Source organism: Ornithinimicrobium sp. (assembly GCF_035267225.1).
Taxonomy (GTDB): domain Bacteria; phylum Actinomycetota; class Actinomycetes; order Actinomycetales; family Dermatophilaceae; genus Ornithinicoccus.
Genome location: NZ_DATFMA010000068.1, coordinates 39,782 through 60,267 on the forward strand (window position 1 = coordinate 39,782; position 20,486 = coordinate 60,267).

At 71.2% G+C, this 20,486-nt stretch carries 18 protein-coding genes; 3 read left to right on the forward strand and 15 right to left on the reverse strand.

The annotated features are described in order from the left end of the window. Nucleotides 1-8: 8 nt before the first annotated feature. The 15 genes from VJ976_RS06080 to mraZ all read right to left on the reverse strand — a co-directional run bounded on the left by VJ976_RS06080 (nt 9) and on the right by mraZ (nt 16,197). A complete protein-coding gene (locus tag VJ976_RS06080; protein ID WP_324099221.1) occupies nt 9-509 on the reverse strand; it encodes a cell division protein SepF in 501 nt (166 codons plus the stop codon). Between the two features lie 64 nt (nt 510-573). Continuing rightward, on the reverse strand, nt 574-1,335 hold the full coding sequence (locus VJ976_RS06085) for a YggS family pyridoxal phosphate-dependent enzyme (protein WP_324099222.1): 762 nt from the start codon (nt 1,333-1,335) through the stop codon (nt 574-576). Beyond that, nucleotides 1,335-2,105: a polyphenol oxidase family protein gene (locus VJ976_RS06090; protein ID WP_324099223.1), complete on the reverse strand. Its 771-nt coding sequence runs from the start codon at nt 2,103-2,105 to the stop codon at nt 1,335-1,337. Before VJ976_RS06090 ends, VJ976_RS06085 begins: the two co-directional genes overlap by 1 nt. A gap of 45 nt (nt 2,106-2,150) precedes the next feature. Beyond that, a complete protein-coding gene (gene ftsZ, locus VJ976_RS06095) occupies nt 2,151-3,419 on the reverse strand; it encodes a cell division protein FtsZ (protein ID WP_324099224.1) in 1,269 nt (422 codons plus the stop codon). 154 nt (nt 3,420-3,573) lie between these two features. Beyond that, nucleotides 3,574-4,326 carry a cell division protein FtsQ/DivIB gene (locus VJ976_RS06100; protein ID WP_324099225.1) on the reverse strand — a complete coding sequence of 251 codons (753 nt, stop codon included), beginning with the start codon at nt 4,324-4,326 and terminating at the stop codon, nt 3,574-3,576. Beyond that, a complete protein-coding gene (murC, locus tag VJ976_RS06105; protein WP_324099226.1) occupies nt 4,319-5,830 on the reverse strand; it encodes a UDP-N-acetylmuramate--L-alanine ligase in 1,512 nt (503 codons plus the stop codon). Before murC ends, VJ976_RS06100 begins: the two co-directional genes overlap by 8 nt. Beyond that, the gene (gene murG, locus VJ976_RS06110) at nt 5,827-6,933 is read right to left on the reverse strand and encodes an undecaprenyldiphospho-muramoylpentapeptide beta-N-acetylglucosaminyltransferase (RefSeq protein WP_324099227.1); all 1,107 of its coding nucleotides are present in this window, start codon (nt 6,931-6,933) and stop codon (nt 5,827-5,829) included. Before murG ends, murC begins: the two co-directional genes overlap by 4 nt. Further along, nucleotides 6,930-8,189, reverse strand: coding sequence for a putative peptidoglycan glycosyltransferase FtsW (locus VJ976_RS06115; RefSeq protein WP_324099228.1), 1,260 nt, complete (start codon nt 8,187-8,189; stop codon nt 6,930-6,932). The genes murG and VJ976_RS06115 overlap by 4 nt, the downstream gene beginning before the upstream one ends. Beyond that, complete coding sequence (gene murD / locus VJ976_RS06120) at nt 8,186-9,715, reverse strand: UDP-N-acetylmuramoyl-L-alanine--D-glutamate ligase (protein WP_324099229.1); 1,530 nt, start codon at nt 9,713-9,715, stop codon at nt 8,186-8,188. The genes VJ976_RS06115 and murD overlap by 4 nt, the downstream gene beginning before the upstream one ends. Nucleotides 9,716-9,722: 7 nt before the next feature. Then, nucleotides 9,723-10,838 (reverse strand): phospho-N-acetylmuramoyl-pentapeptide-transferase, encoded by a 1,116-nt coding sequence (gene mraY / locus VJ976_RS06125; protein WP_324099230.1) that lies wholly within the window; start codon nt 10,836-10,838, stop codon nt 9,723-9,725. Continuing rightward, nucleotides 10,835-12,235 carry a UDP-N-acetylmuramoyl-tripeptide--D-alanyl-D-alanine ligase gene (locus VJ976_RS06130; protein ID WP_324099231.1) on the reverse strand — a complete coding sequence of 467 codons (1,401 nt, stop codon included), beginning with the start codon at nt 12,233-12,235 and terminating at the stop codon, nt 10,835-10,837. Before VJ976_RS06130 ends, mraY begins: the two co-directional genes overlap by 4 nt. Next, nucleotides 12,232-14,109, reverse strand: coding sequence for a penicillin-binding protein 2 (locus tag VJ976_RS06135; RefSeq protein ID WP_324099232.1), 1,878 nt, complete (start codon nt 14,107-14,109; stop codon nt 12,232-12,234). Before VJ976_RS06135 ends, VJ976_RS06130 begins: the two co-directional genes overlap by 4 nt. A gap of 2 nt (nt 14,110-14,111) precedes the next feature. Then, nucleotides 14,112-14,594, reverse strand: a complete 483-nt coding sequence (locus VJ976_RS06140) for a hypothetical protein (protein ID WP_324099233.1) — start codon at nt 14,592-14,594, stop codon at nt 14,112-14,114. Next, nucleotides 14,591-15,595, reverse strand: a complete 1,005-nt coding sequence (gene rsmH / locus VJ976_RS06145; RefSeq protein ID WP_324099234.1) for a 16S rRNA (cytosine(1402)-N(4))-methyltransferase RsmH — start codon at nt 15,593-15,595, stop codon at nt 14,591-14,593. The genes VJ976_RS06140 and rsmH overlap by 4 nt, the downstream gene beginning before the upstream one ends. Before the next feature lie 170 nt (nt 15,596-15,765). Next, nucleotides 15,766-16,197: a division/cell wall cluster transcriptional repressor MraZ gene (mraZ, locus tag VJ976_RS06150; protein ID WP_324099235.1), complete on the reverse strand. Its 432-nt coding sequence runs from the start codon at nt 16,195-16,197 to the stop codon at nt 15,766-15,768. Nucleotides 16,198-16,422: 225 nt separating this feature from the next. Here mraZ and VJ976_RS06155 point away from each other — a divergent pair, with 225 nt between their 5' ends. From VJ976_RS06155 to VJ976_RS06165, 3 genes are all read left to right on the forward strand, one after another. After that, a complete protein-coding gene (locus VJ976_RS06155; protein ID WP_324099236.1) occupies nt 16,423-17,412 on the forward strand; it encodes a MoxR family ATPase in 990 nt (329 codons plus the stop codon). Nucleotides 17,413-17,425: 13 nt separating this feature from the next. Further along, entirely contained in the window at nt 17,426-18,712 is a 1,287-nt protein-coding gene (locus tag VJ976_RS06160; protein ID WP_324099237.1) for a DUF58 domain-containing protein, read from the forward strand. After that, nucleotides 18,709-20,486, forward strand: a 1,778-nt coding sequence (locus VJ976_RS06165) for a DUF3488 and transglutaminase-like domain-containing protein (RefSeq protein ID WP_324099238.1), incomplete at its 3' end; no start/stop codon positions are given. The genes VJ976_RS06160 and VJ976_RS06165, both read left to right, overlap by 4 nt.

A 20,486-nucleotide genomic window follows, 5' to 3' on the forward strand; every position in this document is an offset into this window, starting at 1 on the left:
TCAGTGTGTCAACTCTGGTTGAACAAACCCTGTTGGGCCCGTCCGGCGTCGGCGGTGCCCTCGACCTCGACGTGTGCGGGAGACAGCAGGAACACCTTGCTGGTGACGCGCTCGATGGAGCCGTGCAGCCCGAAGGCCAGACCGGCGGCGAAGTCGACCAGCCGCTTGGCGTCCCCGTCCTCCATCTCCGAGAGGTTCATGATGACCGGCGTGCCGACGCGGAAGGACTCCCCGATGGTCTTCGCCTCGTTGTAGGTGCGGGGGTGGATCGTCGTGATGCGGTTCAACTCGCTCGCCTCCGGCTCTTGGACGACCCGAGCCACCGGTGTGCGCCGGGGCAGCGGAGTGACGTCAGCCCCTCGCGCCGGAGGCTCGCGATGGCTCCGCTCGGTCTCGGAGGACTGACGGTGGGCGTCCTGCGCGTCGTGGTCCTGGTCGTCGTAGTCGTAGCGACCCTCGACCTCGGCCAACCCCAACCATTCCATGGTCGTACGCAGTGCCCCAGCCATCTCAAAGAGCTCCTCGATGCCGTGATGCCGCCCCTACCGGCGGCGCTTCGTTTCGTGAGCGACGTTACCCCTGAGGCGGACGCGAACCGAGGATTCCGCTCCCGACACGCAGGTGTGTCGCCCCCGCCCCGACGGCCTGCTCCAGGTCCCCGCTCATACCGGCCGAGAGCCACTGAGCCTGGGGGAAGCGGCCCCGGATGAGGCCATGGACCTGCTGCAGCTCAGCGAAGGCCCGGGTCAGCGCCGCCTCGTCCCCGGCCGCGCCGGCCGGGGCGACGGCCATGGTCCCGCGCAGGCTCAGGTGCTCGCACTCGGCGACCCGCTCGGCCAGGTCCACCGCCTCCTGAGGCCGGACACCGCCGCGCCCCTGGGCCGCGCCCCCGTCCAGGTCCACCTGCACCAGCACGTCGAGCGGGTCGGCCCGCTCACCCTCGCCCAGTGCGCGTCCGACGGCCCGGTCCAAGGCGGTGACCAGCTTGGGTCGGTCCACCGAGTGCACGACGTCTGCCCACCGCACCACCGAACGGGCCTTCTTGGTCTGCACCTGCCCGACCATGTGCATCCGGGGCAACGGGCCGCCCTCGAGCTCGGCGCCAAGGCCCTCCAGCTTTCCGGCCGCCTCCTGGTCCCTGCTTTCACCCAGGTCACCCACTCCCAGGCGCACCAGCGTCGCCGCGTCGGCAGCCGGGAAGAACTTCGTGACGGCGACCAGGCACAGCTCCTCCGGGTCTCGCCCGACCTGCCGGCATGCCAGAGCGATCCTGGCCCGGACCCGCCCCAGACGCTCGGCCAGCTCGGTGGAGCGCGGCGAGGGCGGGTGAGCCATCAGGCCGCCTCTGGCAGCAGGCGCACCGTCGCGGCGAAGCGGCCGGTACGCGGGTCGCCTCGGTGGGAGTACAGGTCCCCGGACTCCCGGGTGCAGCCGGGCAGCCACTGCACGCTCACCCCGTCCCTGGTGAGCTGCTGCACCACGGCGGCGGCCACGTCGAGCGCGGGCGTCCCCACCCACGACACACTGGCCGCCGCGGACCAAGCCGAGCACTCTGACCGCATCTGTTCGGGCACCTCGTAGCACCGTCCACAGATGGAGGGGCCCACCACGGCCTTCAGCTCTTCCGCGCCGCGCTGTCGCAACACCTCGATGCACCGCGGCACCACCCCGGCGCTCATCCCCACCCGGCCCGCATGCACCGCAGCGACGAGCCCCTTCGCCGGGTCGGCCAGCAGCACAGGGGTGCAGTCGGCGACCAACACGGCCAGGGCGAGGTCGGGCTCGTCGGTGGCCTGGGCGTCGCACTCGGGCTCCGAGCCCAGTGTTGGAGCCGGGCCCTCCACCCACTCGACGGTGGTGCCGTGCTGCTGGCGCATGAAGCGCAGCCGACGGGCACTCACCCCCAGCTCCCGGGCCACCAGGCTCCGGTTGCCGGCGACGGCCACCGGGTCGTCCTGCACGCCGGCACCGAGGTTGAGCTCACCGAAACGCCCGCGGCTGCGTCCTCCGAAACGGTCGGTCACCGCCCACTCGACTCCGCACTGCCCCGGACCGGCCGGCGGCAGCCGGTCACGCCAGCGGAACACGGTGGCCGTCAGGTTCAAGCCATGCCAGCGCCCTCGCGCCATCGACACCCACGCCGGTGACGACTACTTCAGGAAGTCCGGCACGTCGAGGTCTTCCGCCTCCTGGTAGGTCACCGTTCGGGGCGGGGTCGTGGCGCGCTCGGGCTGCTCGGCCGCCGCAGGCCTCTGCCTCTGGGTGTTCTCACTGGGCTCGGTGTCCTCGCTGCGCTGGGTGGCCTGGCCGCCTTCGGACCCACCACGCTCCGCCTCCGGGGTCGGGGCGACTCCGCTCGAGGGCGCAGCTGCGGCAGCGGCACGGGAGGCGCTCGGCTGGCCCGTCGCGGCACGCCCGCCGCCACCGGCCTGCACCTGCCCGAGCGCACGCTCGTCGGTGCGCTGGATGGGGGCCCCGCCGTCGAATCCGGCTGCGATCACGGTCACCCGTACCTCGTCGCCCAGCGAGTCGTCGATCACGGCTCCGAAGATGATGTTGGCGTCCGGGTGGGCAGCCTCCTGGACCAACCGCGCCGCTTCGTTGATCTCGAACAGTCCGAGGTCGGAGCCACCTTGCACCGACAGCAGGACGCCGTGAGCCCCCTCGATGCTGGCTTCGAGCAGCGGGGAGGAGATCGCGAGCTCAGCCGCCTGCACGGCACGGTCCTCACCCCGTGCCGAGCCGATACCCATCAGGGCCGACCCCGCTCCCTGCATGACGGACTTCACGTCCGCGAAGTCCAGGTTGATCAGACCCGGTGTGGTGATCAGGTCGGTGATGCCCTGGACGCCGGAGAGCAGCACCTGGTCCGCACTGCGGAAGGCGTCCAGCATGCTCACCGCCCGGTCGGAGATGGACAGCAGGCGGTCGTTGGGAATCACGATCAGGGTGTCGACCTCCTCGCGCAGCGCGCCGATCCCGGACTCGGCCTGGTTCGCGCGACGTCGGCCCTCGAAGGTGAAGGGCCTGGTCACCACGCCGATGGTCAGGGCGCCGAGGGTCTTGGCGATCTTGGCGACCACCGGAGCACCCCCGGTCCCGGTGCCGCCGCCCTCACCGGCCGTGACGAACACCATGTCGGCGCCGCGCAGCGCCTCCTCGATCTCCTCGGTGTGGTCTTCCGCCGCGCGACGGCCCACCTCCGGGTCCGCGCCCGCTCCCAGACCACGGGTGAGCTCGCGACCGACATCGAGCTTGACGTCCGCGTCACTCATCAACAGCGCCTGCGCGTCGGTGTTGATGGCGATGAACTCCACGCCTTTCAGGCCGACCTCGATCATGCGGTTGATCGCGTTGACCCCGCCCCCTCCGATACCAACAACCTTGATGACGGCGAGATAGTTCTGCGCTACTGACACGATGCGCCTTCCGTGATGAACGTGAGCCTGAAGTGTGCGCCCGAACGGACCCCGAGGTGCCGAAACCGCCGTCCGCGCGAGGATGTCCGGTCAGCATACGGGGCAACCCTCGATCAGCCCATGACCCTCTACCTCAAGTGCAGGTTGAGCCCGGTCAGTCAGGCGGCGCGGGCGACAGACCACTGACCACCGGAGTCTGCGGCGCGGTCACGTCCAGGGTCAAGGAACGCTCCTCGTCGGGGTCGATGCCTTCCTGGCTCAACAGCGCCTCCACCGCGGCGGCCTTGGCCTCCACCTCCTCGGGCTGGCCCCACAGCACCGTCAGTGCCCCGATGTCGAAGCGCAGGTCACCGTCCGCGGTGACCTCCAGTGAGGACACCTGGTCCCTGGTCGAGTCGTCCAGCGCGGAGCGCGCCTGCAGCGCGCCGGCCACTGACGCCTCGGCCACGGCACCCGGCGGTGCGCTGATCTGGGGCAGGTCGTCGGGACGCTGGGCGACTGCCTGGTAGGCCACACCCGAGCGGTCGACGAGCATCGGCTGCTCGCCGGGCTGGGACAAGACGGCGCGCGCGCTGCGAAGGGTGAGCTCGATGCTGATGGTCGAAGGCCACCGCCGCGTCACCTCAACGGACTCGAGCCGGGAGTCTGCGGCGACCCTCTCCCCGACCGCCTCGGTGTCGACTCGCGCCAACGGCCGGCCGACGCCGACGTCCGCGTGCTCCCGCGCCATGCGCGCGACCTGCTCGTCCGCCCCGGTGACGACCACCTCCCTGACCACCAGCGCCGGAGAGAAGGCGACGAGGTAGACGACGAGGACGACCAGAGCGACGAGAACCAGTAGCGCCCACCGCGAGCGGCGCGCCCGTGAGCGCCCAGCGCGCCCACGGGCGGTGAACGGATCAGCCACGCCGGCCCTCCAGACGGCGCAGGACCTCCGGGCCGAGCGTGGTGATGTCACCCGCACCCACGGTGAGCAGCACGTCCCCCGGCCGAAGCACCGTGGTGATCCGCTCAGCAGCGCCCTGCCGATCGGCCACGTAGTACACCTCGGCCTCATCAGTCACGCCGGGCGGGGTGCGTGGGTCGGCGCCAGCGGACCCGGATCTCATCGCGCTGACGATCGTCTCGCCACTGACACCAGCCAGTGGGGACTCGCGAGCGCCGTACACGTCGAGGACGATCACGACGTCTGCCGGGCGCAGACCCTGGGCGAAGTCCTCCGCGAAGGCTCGGGTCCGGGAGTACATGTGCGGCTGGAAGGCGACCACGAGCCGACCCCCCTCCCCCACGACCGAGCGTCCGGCTCGGACGACGGCGGCCACCTTGGGGCCGTTGTGGGCGTAGTCGTCGATCACCTCCACCCCACCGGCGCGCCCCACCGTCTCGAACCGGCGCCGGGTGCCGGCGAAACCAGCCAAGGCGTGGACACCTTGCTCGACGTCGATGCCGTAGCCGGCGACCCCTGCCAGCAGGGCGGCCGCGGCGTTGTGCAGGTTGTGCGCCCCGGGCAGAGGCACGGACAGGCGGTGCTGCGACCCCGCCCCCACGGAAGCCGGGCCGGCGCGCCACGTGAGGTCAGCCGAGGTGTGCTTGTGCTCGTGCGCGATAGTGCCGATGCGCAGATCAGCCTTCGCCGACTCGCCCCACGTCACCACCCGAGTCCCGCGGCGCCGAGCGTGGGCAGCGAGCTCCCGCGAGCCCGCATCGTCGGCGTTGCTCACCAGAGTGCCGCCGGGGGCCATGGTGGCCACGAAGTCCGCATAACCTTGCTGCACCCCCGCGAAGTCGCCGTAGAAGTCCAGATGATCCGGGGTCACGTTGGTCACGATGGCCACGCGGGGTCGGTACGCCACGAACGAACGATCGCTCTCGTCCGCCTCGATGACCATCGGACCCGAGCCCAGCGAGGCACTCGTGCCGCGGTCGACCAGCGGCGACCCGATCACGAAGCCGGGGTCACCGCCGGCTGCGGACAGTACCGCGACGGCCATGGCACTGGTCGTCGTCTTGCCGTTGGTCCCGGCAACGGCCAGCGCGTCGCGGCTGCGGCTGAGCACGGCGATCGCCTGGGCCCGGTGCAGCACCGGCAGGCCCTGCTCCCGGGCCCGGGCCAGCTCGGGGTTGTCCTCCGGCACCGCTCCGGAGACCACGACGACCGAGGCGTCGCCCACCTGTGCCGCATCGTGGCCGCGGTACACGTGAGCGCCCTGTGCCCGCAGGTGCCGCACGGCGGCGTTGTCGGCGGTGTCCGAACCGGTCACTCGTGAGCCGGCGCTGGCGTAGAGGGACGCGACGCCCGACATCCCCGACCCCGCGATGGCCACGAAGTGGATCCGGTCCAGCTGCTCGAGGGCAGGCAGGTCGGCCTCGAAGTCGAAGCGAGGCCGCTCGTGGCCACCGGGTGTGCTCATGAGCGCCCCGTCGCTCGCAGCACGAGGTCCACCATCGCCTCGTCGGCGTCGCGCTGCCCTGCCCTGGAGGCCGACACCGACATCCGGCCCAAACGGGATGCGTCCTGCATCAACGGCAGCAACACCGTCGTGACCCAGGCGTGGGACACCTCGGCGTCCTGCACCAACAGCCCTCCACCGGCCCGGACGACGCCCGAGGCGTTCAGCCGCTGCTCGCCGTTGCCCACCGGCAAGGGCACGTACACGGCCGGCAGACCCACCGCCGCCAGCTCGCACACCGTGCCGGCGCCGGCCCGGCATACCGCCAGGTCGGCTACCGCATAGGCCAGGTCCATCCGGTCGGTGTAGGCCTGCGCGACGTAGCGGGCCCGCCCCGTCTCGTGACCCGCCACGCGGACCTCCTTGCCCGCTCCGGTGAGATGCAGCACCTGAACCCCGGCCCCCGCGAGGTCGTCCGCCGCGGCGGCGACAGCCGCGTTGAGCCGTTGCGCACCCAGGGACCCACCGGTCACCAGCAGGGTAGGCCGGGCCGGACTCAACCCGAAGTACGCCATCGCCTCCTCACGCAGCGCGGTCCGGTCCAGCGTGCTGATCTCGCGGCGCAGGGGCATGCCCACGACCTGGGCGTGAGGCAGCGAGGTCTGCTCGAAGGTGGTGGCCACCACGGCCCCCAAGCGGGCCCCGAGACGGTTCGCCAGCCCCGGGCGGGCGTTCTGCTCGTGCACCACGATCGGGGTCCGAGCGATGCGAGCGGCGAGGTATGCCGGGGTTGCGACGTAGCCGCCGAACCCCACCACCACGTCCGCCTGCACCTGGGCGAGCGCCTGCCCGGCCTCTCGCACCGCGCGCCCGAACGCGCCGGGGAAGGCGACCGCAGCCCGGCCGGGTCGCCGCGGGAAGGGTGTCTTGGGCACGGTGACCAAGGGGTAGCCGCGCTGCGGGATCAGGCGTGACTCCAGCCCTTCGCGAGTGCCGAGCACCGTGACCAGGCTGTCCGGTTCGCGCCGACCGAGCGCGTCGGCCACGGCCAGCAGAGGGTTGACGTGACCTGCTGTGCCGCCTCCGGCGAGGATCACCGAGAGCGGCCGTGGGGAGGGACTCACCGACGGGGCCTTCCGCCTGCAGGGAGGGCGGCCAGGGTGCGACGCAGGACCGAACGCCGGCCGGCCAGGGCGGCGCGGCAGCCGGGAACGGTCCGGGCCAGGGACAGCAGGAGCCCGATCCCCATCAGGGCCGCGATGAGGGCCGAGCCTCCGCTGGAGACCAGGGGCAGGGGCACCCCGATGATCGGCAGCATCCCGATGACCGAGCCGATGTTCAGGCAGGCCTGCACGAGGATCCACAGCATCACCCCCGCGGTCCCCAGACGCACGAAGGGGTCCGAGCTCGCGGAGATGACCCGGAAGCAGGCGTAGGCGAGGACGAGGAACAGGGCGAGCACGGTCAGGCTCCCCGGCAGGCCCAGCTCCTCACCGATGATCGCCAGGATGAAGTCGTTGTGCGGCTCCGGCAGCAGCGACCACTTCTCGCGGCTGGCACCCAGACCTACGCCCCACCAGCCGCCGTCGGCCAGCGCGTACTCCGCGTGCACCTTCTGGAAGCAGCCCTCGACCTGGGGCGTGGTGCAGGTGTCCCCGAGCCAGGTCTCGATCCGCTGCATCCGGTTCGAGCTGCCCATGGCCAGGAACGCGACCCCGGCGGCCGCGGCGAGCGCGACCAGACCGAACCACTTCACGGGCAGCCCGGCCACGAACAGCATCCCGCCGGCGATGGCCACCAGGATCATGGCCGTCCCGAGATCCCTGCCGGCCATGACCAACCCCACGAGCCCGAGCGCGCCGGGAACGACGAACGGGATGAGCGCATGGGCGATATGGCCGATGACCGCGCGTTTGCGCGCCAGGACAGCGGCGCCGAAGACCACCAACGCGAGCTTGGCGAACTCCGCGGGCTGCAGGCTGAAGCCGCCGACGTAGATCGTGTTCCGGTTGCCCTGGAAGCCCACGCCCAGGGGCGAGAGCACCAACGCCTGCAGTCCCAGCGCCAGCAGCAGACCCGGCACGGCCAGCCGCTGCCACCACGTCGGGTCGAGGCGTGAGGTCAGCCAGCCCAGCATCACGCCGACGCCTGCGAACGCCAGCTGTGCGGCAAAGACCCCGTAGGAGTTGCCGGTCTCGACGTAGGAGCGGACGCTGCTCGCCGACAGGACCATCACCAGGCCGATCGAGACCAGGGCGGCCGAGCTGACCAGGATGAGGTAGTAGGGCGCGACAGGGGAGCGTAGCCAGTCACCGGCCGCACCCAGTGGGCTCTCCGACGCAGCAGCCGGGCGGCGCCGCGGCGGTGCCGTGGCGGTCACGACCGGGCACCCAAGCGCGTGGCGGCGTCGGTGAAGGCCCGGCCCCGCGCCTCGTAGGAGTCGAACATGTCCAGGGACGCTGCAGCGGGAGCGAGCAGCACCACGTCCGTGGGGCCGGCCAGGCCCACGGCGTGAGTGACCGCCCGGTCCATGACCTCCTGCATGGTCGCCCGGCGAGCCTCGTCGGTCATGCCCTCAGTCTCCGGTGTCGCTACCTCGACCACCCGAACGTGCGGCGCGTGTCGGGCAAGTGCCCGCGACAATTCGGCTCTGTCCTCCCCCAGCAGCACGACGCCGCGCAGGCGGGAGGCGACGCGCGAGACCAGGGTGTCGACATCGGCGCCCTTGAGCTGGCCACCCGCGATCCACACCACGTCGTCATAGGCCGCCAGCGAGGCAGCGGCAGCGTGGGCGTTCGTGGCCTTCGAGTCGTTCACGAACCGCACTCCCCCACGGCGCCCGATCTCGGTGATGCGGTGCTCGGCGGGAGAGAAGCGCCGCAGGCCCTCGCGCACCGCCGCGGGAGGGACGCCAAAGGCGCGGGCCAGCGCGGCGGCGGCCAGCGCGTTGGCGACCTGGTGCGGCGCGGGGTCGCCTCCGGGTGCCAGGTCAGCCAGGGTCGCCAGCTCGGCAGCCGAGGTCGCCCGCTCGGTGACGAAGGCGCGGTCGGCCAGCACGTCCTCGACCACGCCGACCATGGACCGCGCGGGTACCCCCAGAGTGAAACCGACCGCTCGGCAGCCGGGTACGACCTCGGCGTCAGCGACCATGCGCTCGGTGGCGGGCTCCTGCACGTTGTACACACAGGTCACCTGGGTGCGCTCGTAGACGCGTGCCTTGGCGGCGGCATACTCGGCGGCGGACCCGTGCCAGTCGAGGTGGTCGTCGGCCAGGTTGAGCACGCAGGAGGCCAGCGGGGAGACGGTGTGCGTGTAGTGCAGCTGGAAGCTGGACAGCTCGACCGCAAGCACGTCGTAGGGCTGCGGGTCCAGCACGGCCTGGAGCACGGCGGTGCCGACGTTGCCCACGGCCGCGGCGCGTAGGCCGGCGGCGCGCAACATCTCTTCCAGCAGCAGCACGGTGGTGGTCTTGCCGTTCGTGCCCGTGACGCACAGCCAGGGCGCTGCACCGGAGCGCCGGCGCATCCGCCAGGCGAGCTCCACCTCGCCCCAGACCGCGACGCCGCGCTGCCGCGCCGACTGCAGGACCGGTTGGTCGGGTCGCCATCCCGGCGAGGTCACCACCAGGTCCAGGTCCAGCTCGTTCTGGCCCTCGGCCGGCCATCGCTGGACGTGCTCCGCACCGATCCGCACGTCGACACCCCGGGCCCGCAGCAGGGCGGCCCGATCGGCTTGCACCGCTGAGGGGCCACCCCGGTCGAGCACCCGCACGACAGCCCCACGGCTGGCCAGCGCGTCGGCGGCCGCGAAACCGCTCACGCCGAGCCCCGTGACCGCCACGCGCAGACCGGCCCAGGCGGCGTCGGCGTGCGTGAGACCGGTCAGGGGGCCACCGTCGTCACTCATGCGGTGCTCACAGGCTCGCGACCCATTCGGCGTAGAACACCCCCAGACCGACCGCGACACACAGGCCGGCGATGATCCAGAACCGGATCACGATCGTGACTTCGGCCCAACCGAGCAGCTCGAAGTGGTGCTGCAGCGGGGCCATCCGGAAGACCCGCTTTCCGGTCATCTTGAAGGAGCCGACCTGGATGATCACCGAGAGGGTGATCAGCACGAACAGGCCCCCGAGGATGGCCATCAGCAGCTGTGTGTGCGTCACGATGGCCAGCCCCGCCAGGGCACCACCGAGAGCCAGGGAGCCGGTGTCACCCATGAAGATCTTGGCCGGCGAGGCGTTCCACCACAGGAAACCGAAGCAGGAGCCCGCGACGCAGGCCGCCACCACAGCCACGTCGAGCGCGTCCCGGACGTCGTAGCAGTTCGGTCCCGGGCTGATCTGGCAGTTCTGGTTGAACTGCCAGATGCCGATCAGCATGTAGGCGCCGAAGACCATGACCGAGGCCCCCGTGGCCAGGCCGTCCAGACCATCGGTCAGGTTCACCCCGTTGGAGGCCCCGGCGATCATGATGTTCGCCCACAGCACGAACAGCACCAGGCCACCCACGGTGCCCAGGGCCGCGAAGTCCAGCGAGGTGTCCCGGACGAACGAGACGGCGGTGCTCGCCGGACGGCGGAAGTCGTCCACCGGGAACTGCAGCGCCAGCACCGCGAAGATGACCGCGATCGCGGTCTGCCCGACCAGCTTCTCCACCGAGCGCAGGCCCAGGCTGCGCTGCTTGGAGATCTTGATGTAGTCGTCGAAGAACCCGACCAGCCCCAGACCGGCCATGAGGAAGAGCACCAGGAGGCCGCTGATCGTGAAACCGGTGCTGCGCAGGTCGACCCAGTCCAGCGTGTCGAACACGATCAGCAGCAGGTGCGCCCCGAAGTAGCCGAGCAGCGTCGCGGCGATGATGACCGCGCCGCCCATGGTCGGCGTACCGCGCTTGGTGTGGTGCGAGGTCGGCCCGTCGTCCCGAATGAACTGCCCGTACCCGCGCGCGACCAGGAACCGGATGAACAGCGGCGTGCCGACCATGGCCAGGACCATTGCGATGGCCCCGGCCAGGAGCACGCTGATCACGACACGACTCCCCCCGCGGCCAGCGTCTCGCCCAGGAAACGCAGCCCCGAGTCGCGGCTCGACTTCAGCAGTACCACCTCGCCCTGCCCGAGCATCTCCTCCAGCACCCGGGCGGCCTGGTCGACCTCGTCGATGGCCAGCCCCGGACCTCCCCGCTGCGCGGTGAAAGCCTCCGCGGCCGGCGCGGCTCCCGGGCCGACGGCCACGAGCTGGTCCACCCCGAGCTCGGCTGCGAAGCGGCCGACCCGTTCGTGCTCGCTGACGCTGTCCGCCCCCAGCTCACGCATCTCGCCGACGACGGCGATCGCGCGGCGACCGCTGCGCATTGCCGCCAGCGCGCGCAGCGCCGCCCGCATGGACTCCGGGTTGGCGTTGTAGGCGTCGTTGACGATGGTGACACCGTCGGCGCGTTCGGTGACCTCCATCCGCCACCGCGAGGCCGGCACCGCCGCGCCCAGCCGCTCCGCGATGTCGGCCGGGCTGACCCCCCAGTGGTGCGCCACGGTGGCCACGGCGAGTGCGTTACCGACGTGGTGCTCCCCGTGCAGTCGCAGCTGCACGTTCACCGGATCCTCACCGGGTAGGTGCACCGCGAACGAAGCCTGCCCTCGAGAGCTCAGGACGATGTCGGTGGCCCGCACGTCCGCGTCGGGGCCGATACCGACCAGGACCACGGGGGCCGCGGTCTGCTGCGCCATGGCCGCGACGATGGCGTCGTCGGCGTTGAGCACCGCGAGCCCGTCGGTGTCGAGCGCCCGGACGAGCTCGGCCTTGGTGTGGGCGATCGCCTCGCGGGAGCCGAACTCGGACAGGTGGGCCGAGCCGACGTTGAGGACCACCCCGACATCCGGAGGGGCGATACGGGTCAGGTAGTCGATGTGGCCGACGCCGGAAGCGCCCATCTCGGCCACCAGGTACTCGGTGTCCGAGCTCAGGCGGCACACCGTCAGAGGTACCCCCACCTCCGAGTTGTAGGAGGCCTGCGGGGCGAGGGTTCGGCCGTGCTCGGCCAGCACTTGGGCCAGCAGGTCCTTGGTGGAGGTCTTGCCCGAGGAGCCGGTGATCCCGACGATGCGCAGCCCGCCGTCGGCGCGGCAGCGCTCCACCACCTCTCGGCCCAGAGCTGCGAAGGCGTCGCCGACTTCCGGGACGACGACGCAGGGCAGCTCCTCCATCTCGCGGTCGGTCAGTGCCGCGACGGCCCCGGCCGCGGCGGCAGCGGAGACGTAGTCGTGCCCGTCGGCGTGCTCACCCTGGCGGGCCACGTAGAGACTGCCCTCGACGACTTCGCGCGAGTCGGTGACCACGGCGGCGTGGACCACGGTTGCCTCAGCGTCGGCAGGCTGGACGCGACCTCCCGTGGCGCGGGCGATCTCGCCCAGCGACAGCGGGATCACCCACCTGACCCTTCATCCTTGATCGCGACATCTGACAAGGTCACGCCCTGTTCCTTTCCTGGCGCTGGGGCGCCGGGGTCGAACTCGAGGTCCATTCGCTCGTGCTCCCCCTCACTGGGAGGCACGCCGTTCGACTGCAGAACGTAGCGCATCACGTTGGTAAAGACGGGGCCGGCGATCGTCCCGCCGTAGATGCTGATGTTGGTCGGTCGCTGTACCGTCACCGCGACCACGTACTCCGGATCCTCGCTCGGCGCGTAGCCCACGAAGGAGGCGGTGGTCTTGCTGTAGCGGCCGAGGCTGTCGTCGAACCGGGAGGCGGTGCTGGTCTTACCCGAGACGCGGTAGCCGTCGACCGCCGCCATCGGCGCGGTGCCCTCCTCGCTGGTGACCTCCTCCATGATCGAGGTGAGGGTCCGTGCTGTCTTGCTGCTGACGATGCGCTCGCTCTGCGGCGCCTCGGCCTCGGCGTACCGGCCCTGGCTGTCGGTCGTGCCCTCGACCACCGACGGCGGGACGTGCACTCCGTCGTTGGCGATGGTCTGGAAGACGCTCAGCTGCTGCAGCGCCGTGCTGGACATGCCCTGCCCGAACATCAGCGTGTACTGCGTCGTGGGGCCCCATTCCTCGGTGGGGGGCAAGACGCCCGATGACTCGCCGGGCAGCCCGAGACCGGATCTGCGGCCCATGCCGAACCGAGCCAGGTAGTCGTGCAGGGTCTCCTCGTCGAGCTGCTCGCCGAACAGGATCGTGCCCATGTTGGAGGAGGTGGCCAGCACGCCGGCGAAGGTCAGGTTCAGCACCGGGTGGGGTTTGGCGTCCTTGAAGACCTTCCCGGCTCGCGGAAGGTGGGTCGGCACGACGATGGGGGTGTCCGCCTCCACCAGGCCCTCCTCCAGAGCCGCCGCGGCGGTGATCAGCTTGGTCGTGGAGCCCGGTTCGAAGACGTCCTCCACCAGCAGGTTGCGCATCGCGTCCGCGTCCTGGGTGTCCTCACTCGGGTCGAAGCTCGGGTAGCTGGCGGCCGCCACCAGCCGGCCGGTCTTGACCTCCTGCACCAGCACGTAGCCACTCAGGCCGCCGGCTTGCCTGACCCGCTCCTCGAGGGCGTCGTAGGCGTACCACTGCAGGTCGGAGTCGACCGACAGCCGGATGTCCTGTCCCGGCACCGCGGGGGTGTCGACGCTGGTACCCGTGGTGATGATCTCGCCCTGCCCCCCGAGCTCGTAGCTGCGCTCACCGGGTGTGCCCGTCAGCGCCTCGTTCTGGGTGCGCTCCAGACCCCCCGCCGGTTGGTCTCCGGCCCCGACCCACCCGAGGAGCGGGGCCGGCGCCTCGCCCAGCGGGTACTGGCGCTTGTGGTAGTCCTCTGCGTCGACGCCGGGGATGCCGAGGTCGTCGACCTCCTGCCAGGTCTGCGGCGAGACGTCCTTGACCAGGTAGGTCCAGCGGCCGGTGGTGTCCCTGAGCACTTGGCGCAGCTCGGCGGCGTCCGATCCGGTGAGCGCGGCGATGTCGTCTGCTGCGCCGACCAGGCCCTCGGAGACGACCTCACCGTCCTCCACCCGGCGGTACCCGGCGACGTTGACCGGGTCCGCGGTGATGTGCTTGCGCTCGATGTCCAACGCCATCGGCTCGCCGTCGACGTCCGTGATCGCACCCCGCGGCGCCGGGATGGTGACCTCGCGAAGCCGGTCGTCGACCGCCGCCGCCGAGACCGAGGCGGCGTCGAGGCCCTGCAGGCGCACCAGCTGGGCCCCGAAGAGGCTGAAGACCATCAGGACCCCCAAGAGCAGCACCCAGGCGCGGCGCTGAGGATGGGCGACACCACGACCATGGCCGATACCGTTGCTCGACCTCGGCGTGAGCGCCACGATCACTCTCCTGCTGATTGAACCTCGTCGGCACTCCGGGCCCCGGGCAGGTCAACGGTATGCGTCTTGCCGTTCGCAACCATGGCCGCCACGCCGACGAGGGAGTGGTCGGAGAGCCGCAGGATGGCGGTGGAGGGCGAGGCGACCATGCCCAGATCCTCAGCCTTCTCAGCCAGCGTCGAGGGCGAGGACAGGTCGGCGACCTCGGTCTCCAGCGTGACCTGCTCGGCATGGAGTGCGGCGTGCTCCTCACGCAGGTCGCTCAAGACGAACGACCCCTCGGCGCGCGCCATGTTGAGCATCAGCATCAGCAGCAGACCGCCGATGATCAGCCCCCCGAGGGCAACGGCGTACCACAGGTGACCCACTGCTGCCGGCGCCGCATGCACGACGCGCAGCGGGGGGCGGGCCGGTGCGGCGCTCCCGCGGCCGCGGGACGGGCGCGGGTAGGCCTGAACGCGGGCCGTGGCGGTCATCTGGCTCATGGCCGGTGCTCCTTCGTACTGTGCTCGGACTCCTGTGGCGCGGCAGCGCGGATACGTTCAACGGCTCGCAGGCGCACTGACGCCGACCGCGGGTTGGCCTCGATCTCTTCCTGGCCGGCCTTCTCGGCACCGCGGGTCAGCAGCCGCGCCCAGGGGCGCTGCTCGGGCAGCTCGACCGGGAAACCGGGCGGGGCTGAGCTCGTCGCGGCAGCGGCGAGCACCTGCTTGGTGATGCGGTCTTCCAGCGAGTGGTAGGCCAGAACCGCCAGGCGCCCACCCACCGGGAGCAGCGCCAGGGCCGAGGGGAGCGCCTGTCGCCAGATGGACAGCTCACGGTTGACCTCGATCCGCAGCGCCTGGAAGGTGCGCTTGGCCGGGTGACCGCCCGAGCGTTGCGAGGCTCTCGGGACCACCCGGGTCAACAGCTCCACGAGCGGCCCCGAGGTCGAGAACGGAGCGTCGTCGCGCTGCCTGACGATGGCCCGGGAGATCCGGCGCGCGAAGCGCTCCTCGCCGTAGTCGCGCAACACCCGCTCCAGCGCTGCCGCGTCGTAGGTGTTGAGCACTTCGGCGGCCGTGATTCCGGCTCGCTGGTCCATCCGCATGTCCAACGGGGCGTCGGCCCGGTAGGCGAATCCACGGTCCGGGTCGTCGAGCTGCAGCGAGGACACGCCGAGGTCGAACAGCACGGCGTCCGCCACGCTCAGCTCGAGCTCGGCCAGGGCCGGCCCGACCCGGTCGTAGGTGGCCTGGACTGCGGTGAACCGGTCCCCGAAGCGGGCCAGATGGGCTCGGGAACGCTCGAGGGCGTCGCGGTCCCGGTCGATGCCGATGACCCGAGCCCGCGTGCACCGTTCGAGAATGCGCTCACTGTGACCGCCGAGTCCCACCGTGGCGTCGACGCACACCGAGCCCGGCTCGGCCAGGGAAGGTGCCAACAGCTCCACGACGCGCTCACGCAACACCGGCGTGTGGCGGTACTCGCGATCGTGGGGCTGCATGGTTCTCCGTGGTCGAGATGGGGCGAGGTCGGGGGGCAGAGTGCTGGCTCGTGGTCTCTCGCCGAGCTCGGGCCCGGAAGCCGGGGAAGAGGCTCCCGGACTCGGCATTCGGAGAGAGGCCACGCCCCAGCACCCGGTGCTGGCAGGCGGGCAAGGGACATGGCGAGGGCTCAGAGCACCCCCGGGACCACCTCCTCGGCCTGGTCGGCGAACGTCTGCTCGGTCTGCTCGAGGTAGGCCGTCCAGGCGGCGCTGTCCCAGATCTCGAGCCGAGACCCGGCGCCGATCACGGTGCACTCCTGGTTCAGCCCCGCGTACTCCCGCAGCGCAGCAGGCACCGTGATCCGACCCTGCTTGTCCGGGATCTCGTCCGAGGCCCCGGAGAGGAACACACGCTGGTAGTCGCGGACGGCACGGCTCGTGGTCGGGGTGGACTGCATGGCCGACGCGATGCGCTCGAACTCGGACATGGCGAACACGTACAGGCACCGCTCCTGCCCCCTGGTCACGACCAAGCCGGTGGCCAGACGGTCGCGGAACTTGGCTGGAAGGAAGAGCCGACCCTTGTCGTCGAGCCGCGGGGTGTACGTACCGAGGAACATCGGTCTCACCCCTCCGTCGACTCGGGAGCCATCCTTCTCCCACTGCCCCCACTGTACTCCACTTTCCCCCACAATGTAGCCCCACAGCGGCTTTGCCCGCCAAATCTTCCCTTGTTTGTGCAGGTCACAGGGACAACGGCGCAGTGGGGCGTAGTGGTGCACGCCGCCCGACCCGGGCGGTCGCTCCCAGACCGATGAGGCAAGATCGTAGGGGTGACACGTCCTATGAGCGCGAGCGCGAGCGCAACCGTCACCGCAGAGGTGGAACAAGCGGACCTGGACACCGTGCGCGCGGTGACCGCCGACATCGCTCAGGCCGTCGGTATCGTCATCGAGGGCAAGCCGGAGGCGGTGCGCACGGCCATCATCGTGCTGCTGGCCCAGGGGCACCTGCTGCTCGAGGACGTCCCGGGCGTCGGCAAGACCATGCTGGCCAAGGCGCTGGCCCGCGCGATCGACTGCGACGTCAGCCGCGTCCAGTTCACTCCGGACCTGCTCCCCAGCGACATCACCGGGGTCAACGTCTACAACCAGAGTCAGCGCGCTTTCGAGTTCCGGCGGGGTGCCATCTTCGCGAACCTCGTGGTGGGCGACGAGATCAACCGGGCCTCCCCGAAGACGCAGTCCGCGCTGCTGGAGTGCATGGAGGAGCAGCAGGTCACCGTGGATGGGGACAGCTACCCGCTGCCCCTGCCCTTCATGGTCGTGGCCACACAGAACCCCATCGAGATGGAAGGCACCTACCCGTTGCCGGAGGCACAACGCGACCGCTTCATGGCCCGCATCTCGCTCGGCTATCCCGGCCCTTCCGCGGAGCTGGACATGCTCGTCACCCACGGAGAGGCCGACCCCCTGTCCCGCATCACCCCCGTGACCTCGGCCTCCAGCGTGAGGGCGGTGATCGCGGCGGTCCGCCGCCTGCACGCCTCACCCTCGCTGCGCCGCTACGTCGTCGACCTGGTCGGGGCCACCCGCCAGCACCCTCAGCTGCGCCTCGGCGCCTCCCCCCGCGCCGCGCTGCAGCTGCTGCGCTCCTCTCGGGCCCACGCCGCGCTCGGCGGGCGTGACCACGTGCTGCCCGAAGACGTGCAGGCCCTTGCCCCGGCGATCCTGTCGCACCGGATGCTGCTGACCGGGGAGGCTCAGCTCAGCCGGCGCAGCGCCGCCGACATCGTCGACGAGGTGCTGGCCAAGACCCCGGTCCGCGCCGCGTGAGTGCAGAGCGGCGATGAGGTTCCTCCAGGTCCTCACCCCTCGCGGCGTCGTCTTCCTCTCCCTCGGCCTGCTCACGAGCGTTTCCGGTGTGCTCTTGGGCTATCCCGACCTGACCCGCATCGGCGTGGCGCTGACGGTGCTGCCGGCCATGGCCCTGGTGCTCTCGCGTCGACGCCCGCCGTCGCTCGCGGTGAGCCGGGTCGTCTCACCGCGGCGTCTGCACCCAGAAGAGCCGGGAAGCGTCGAGGCGACGTTCCGCAACGTGGGCGCCCGGCGCACCCCGCTGTACCTCGCGCAGGAGCACCTCGACGTCGAGCTGGGCGACGCTCCTCGCTTCGTGTTGCACACCCTCGAACCCGGCGAGCGACGGACGCTGCGCTATCAGGTACGTAGCTCTCGCCGTGGTGCCTACCGGCTCGGCCCACTGAGCCTGCGGCAGCGCGACCCCTTCGGCCTGATCTACGTGGCGGTCCGCTTGTCGAGCACGACCGAGGTGCTGCTGCTCCCCCGGGTCTACGACCTGACCGGCCCGGGCGCCCTGGCTCAGGGACGCGGAACCGAGGGTGAGCAGCCGCAGATGGTGGCTCTCCACGGCGAGGACGACGTCAGTATCCGCCAGTACCGGGACGGCGACGAGCTGCGACGCGTCCACTGGCCCGCAACGGCGCACCGCGGCGAGCTCATGGTTCGCCAGGAGGACCGGCCAGCGCGGCGGCGTGCCGTGCTGCTGCTGGACTCTCGCGGCGGCGCGCACGGCCGTTCTCGAGGTCCCAGTGACACCTTCGAGGGGGCGGTCAGCGCCGTGGCCTCAGCCGGACGAGCCCTGATCCGAGAGGGCTACGTGGTGCATCTGCTCAGTGCGCACACGGTGGCTACCGGCGCCGCCGGGCACCCGATGGACCTCTCCGACCTGCTGGAGACGCTGGCCCGCGCAGCACGTGACGACGACCTGGGGCTGGAGACCGTGGCCGCCGCGGCGCACACCTTCACCTCCGGTGGGGTGCTCGCGGTGGCGGCAGTGGTGGACCACGACGCCGAGGAGATGCGTCATCTGGCCGCCATCCGCGAGCCCGGATCCACGGCGGTGGCCTTCGTGCTGGAGCGCGGGTCCTTCGCCCACGACCCGGCGCGGGCTCGCCGGGCGGAGTCGGCGGAGGCCGGGTTCGAGCCCGAGCGACCGGCCCGGGTGCTCGAGGAAGCCGGCTGGTCGACCGCACGATGTGCGAGCGAAGCAGACCTCGCCCCGGCGTGGATGTCGTTGCACCGACATCCACGCCGGGCTGGAGCGGGGGGACGGTGAACCTTCAACGCGGGATGTGGCCCGAGGCCCTCGTCGCAGCTCTGGCGTCGCTCTCGGTGGGGTGGCCGTTGACGACGCTGCTGCAGGAGCAGACCTGGATCGCCGACGGCGTGGTGATGGTGGCCCTGGTCGCGTTGCTCGGGGCCGTACTGCGCAGCCTCAACACCCTTCCCTCCCTGGTCGCGGTCGCACAGCTGGTGGCCGGCACGTGGGTGCTGTGCTGGATGTACCTCGCGCCCACGCTCTCGTTCGGCCTGCCGACACCCAGCACCGTCACCCGGGGGGTCGATCTGCTGGCTGAGGCGGGCACGGTGCTGCGTCAGTTCGCCGCCCCGGCTCCCACCACCACCGCAGTCGCCTTCCTCGTGGTCTCGGTGCTGCTGCTGACCGCCGTGGCCGTCGACTCCATCGGTGTCACCAACGGCGCGCCGGCCATCGCCGGAGTACCCCTGGCGGCGGCGTTCCTGGTGTCGGTGTCGAACAACGGCGAGCCGATGCAGCCGTGGTTCTTCCTCGCCACGGCCTCCCTGTGGCTGATCATGGTCGCCCAGCAGTCCGACCGTCTCCTGGCCGCATGGCCCAGGGCCGATCTGCGCGAGTTCGGGACCGGCACTCGGTTCGGTCGCGGATACCGCAACCTGGCTCGCGGGCTGGGTGCCCTCGCGCTCACCGGAGCACTCGTCACGGCGGCGATCCTGCCGCACATGCCACCGACCTTCCTCGGGCAAGGGCTGGCCCGCAACGCCGGCGCCAACAACCTCTCCGGGGGCAGCCAGGTCACGTTCACCGAGTCCATGGACCCGGGCGAGGACCTGCGGAACCAGTCCGATGCGCCGGTGCTGGAGTACACCTCGACGACGCCGTCGGTCCCGCCGTTCAGGGTCAGCGCTGCGAGCGACTTCCAGGGGGAGCGTTGGCAGACACCCGAACGGGACGGGCAGCAGCTGCAGGGCCCCACCCTGCCTCAGCCGGTAGGGCTGTCCAGCTCGGCCGTGGTGGCCTCCCAGGAGGTTTCCATCACGGTGAACACGCTGGAAGCACCCCACCTGGCCCTCCCCGTGGGCGCGGTCAGGGCCTCGGTGGGCTCGCCCATGCTGCAGGTGAGCGAAGACTCCGGAGCGGTGCTCGTGCAGTCCCCGGTGGACTCCTACTCGGCGACCTATGAGGAGATCGCGGCGGACGCCACGCCGGATGCCGTCGGCCCCAGCGCGCAAACCCTCGCGGAGCAGGACCCCCGGCTGGTGCGGGTGCCCGAGGCCAGCGCGCCTGCCGTACAGGCGGGCGCGGAGCAGATCGTGGGCGCGGCGACCGAACCGCTGACCATCGGAAGGCGCCTTCAGGAGCACTTTCGCTCGCCGAGCTACACATACTCGCTGGACCTCGCCGCCGAGGATCCCGACGCCGCCGAGGACCCGATCAGCCAGTTCCTGGCTACCCGGCGCGGCTACTGCGTGCAGTTCGCCACCGCGATGGTGATGATGGCGCGCTCGCAGGGCATCCCCGCTCGGATGGCCGTGGGCTTCCTGCCGGGTGAGGTCGGCGACGACGCCTGGACGGTCGTCGCCTCCGATGCCCACACGTGGCCCGAGCTCTACATCGACGGCCTGGGGTGGACACGGTTCGAACCCACGCCCGGCATCCGCACCGGTGCCCCGCCCGAGTTGACGAGGTCGGACGCGCTGCCGACGGCGCCCGAGCAGGCACCGGAGGTACCGGAGACGGAGCCGCAGGACGACGACTCGCAGACCGGATCGCAGAATGCAGATTCCACGCG

Coding starts and splice junctions, on each gene's coding strand:
- mraZ (WP_324099235.1), bottom strand. CDS start 16,197: ATGTTCCTCGGTACGTACACCCCGCGGCTCGACGACAAGGGTCGGCTC.
- murD (WP_324099229.1), bottom strand. CDS start 9,715: ATGAGTGACGACGGTGGCCCCCTGACCGGTCTCACGCACGCCGACGCC.
- VJ976_RS06160 (WP_324099237.1), top strand. CDS start 17,426: ATGAGGTTCCTCCAGGTCCTCACCCCTCGCGGCGTCGTCTTCCTCTCC.
- VJ976_RS06155 (WP_324099236.1), top strand. CDS start 16,423: ATGAGCGCGAGCGCGAGCGCAACCGTCACCGCAGAGGTGGAACAAGCG.
- murC (WP_324099226.1), bottom strand. CDS start 5,830: ATGAGCACACCCGGTGGCCACGAGCGGCCTCGCTTCGACTTCGAGGCC.
- VJ976_RS06085 (WP_324099222.1), bottom strand. CDS start 1,335: ATGGCTCACCCGCCCTCGCCGCGCTCCACCGAGCTGGCCGAGCGTCTG.
- VJ976_RS06140 (WP_324099233.1), bottom strand. CDS start 14,594: ATGAGCCAGATGACCGCCACGGCCCGCGTTCAGGCCTACCCGCGCCCG.
- rsmH (WP_324099234.1), bottom strand. CDS start 15,595: ATGCAGCCCCACGATCGCGAGTACCGCCACACGCCGGTGTTGCGTGAG.
- VJ976_RS06080 (WP_324099221.1), bottom strand. CDS start 509: ATGGCTGGGGCACTGCGTACGACCATGGAATGGTTGGGGTTGGCCGAG.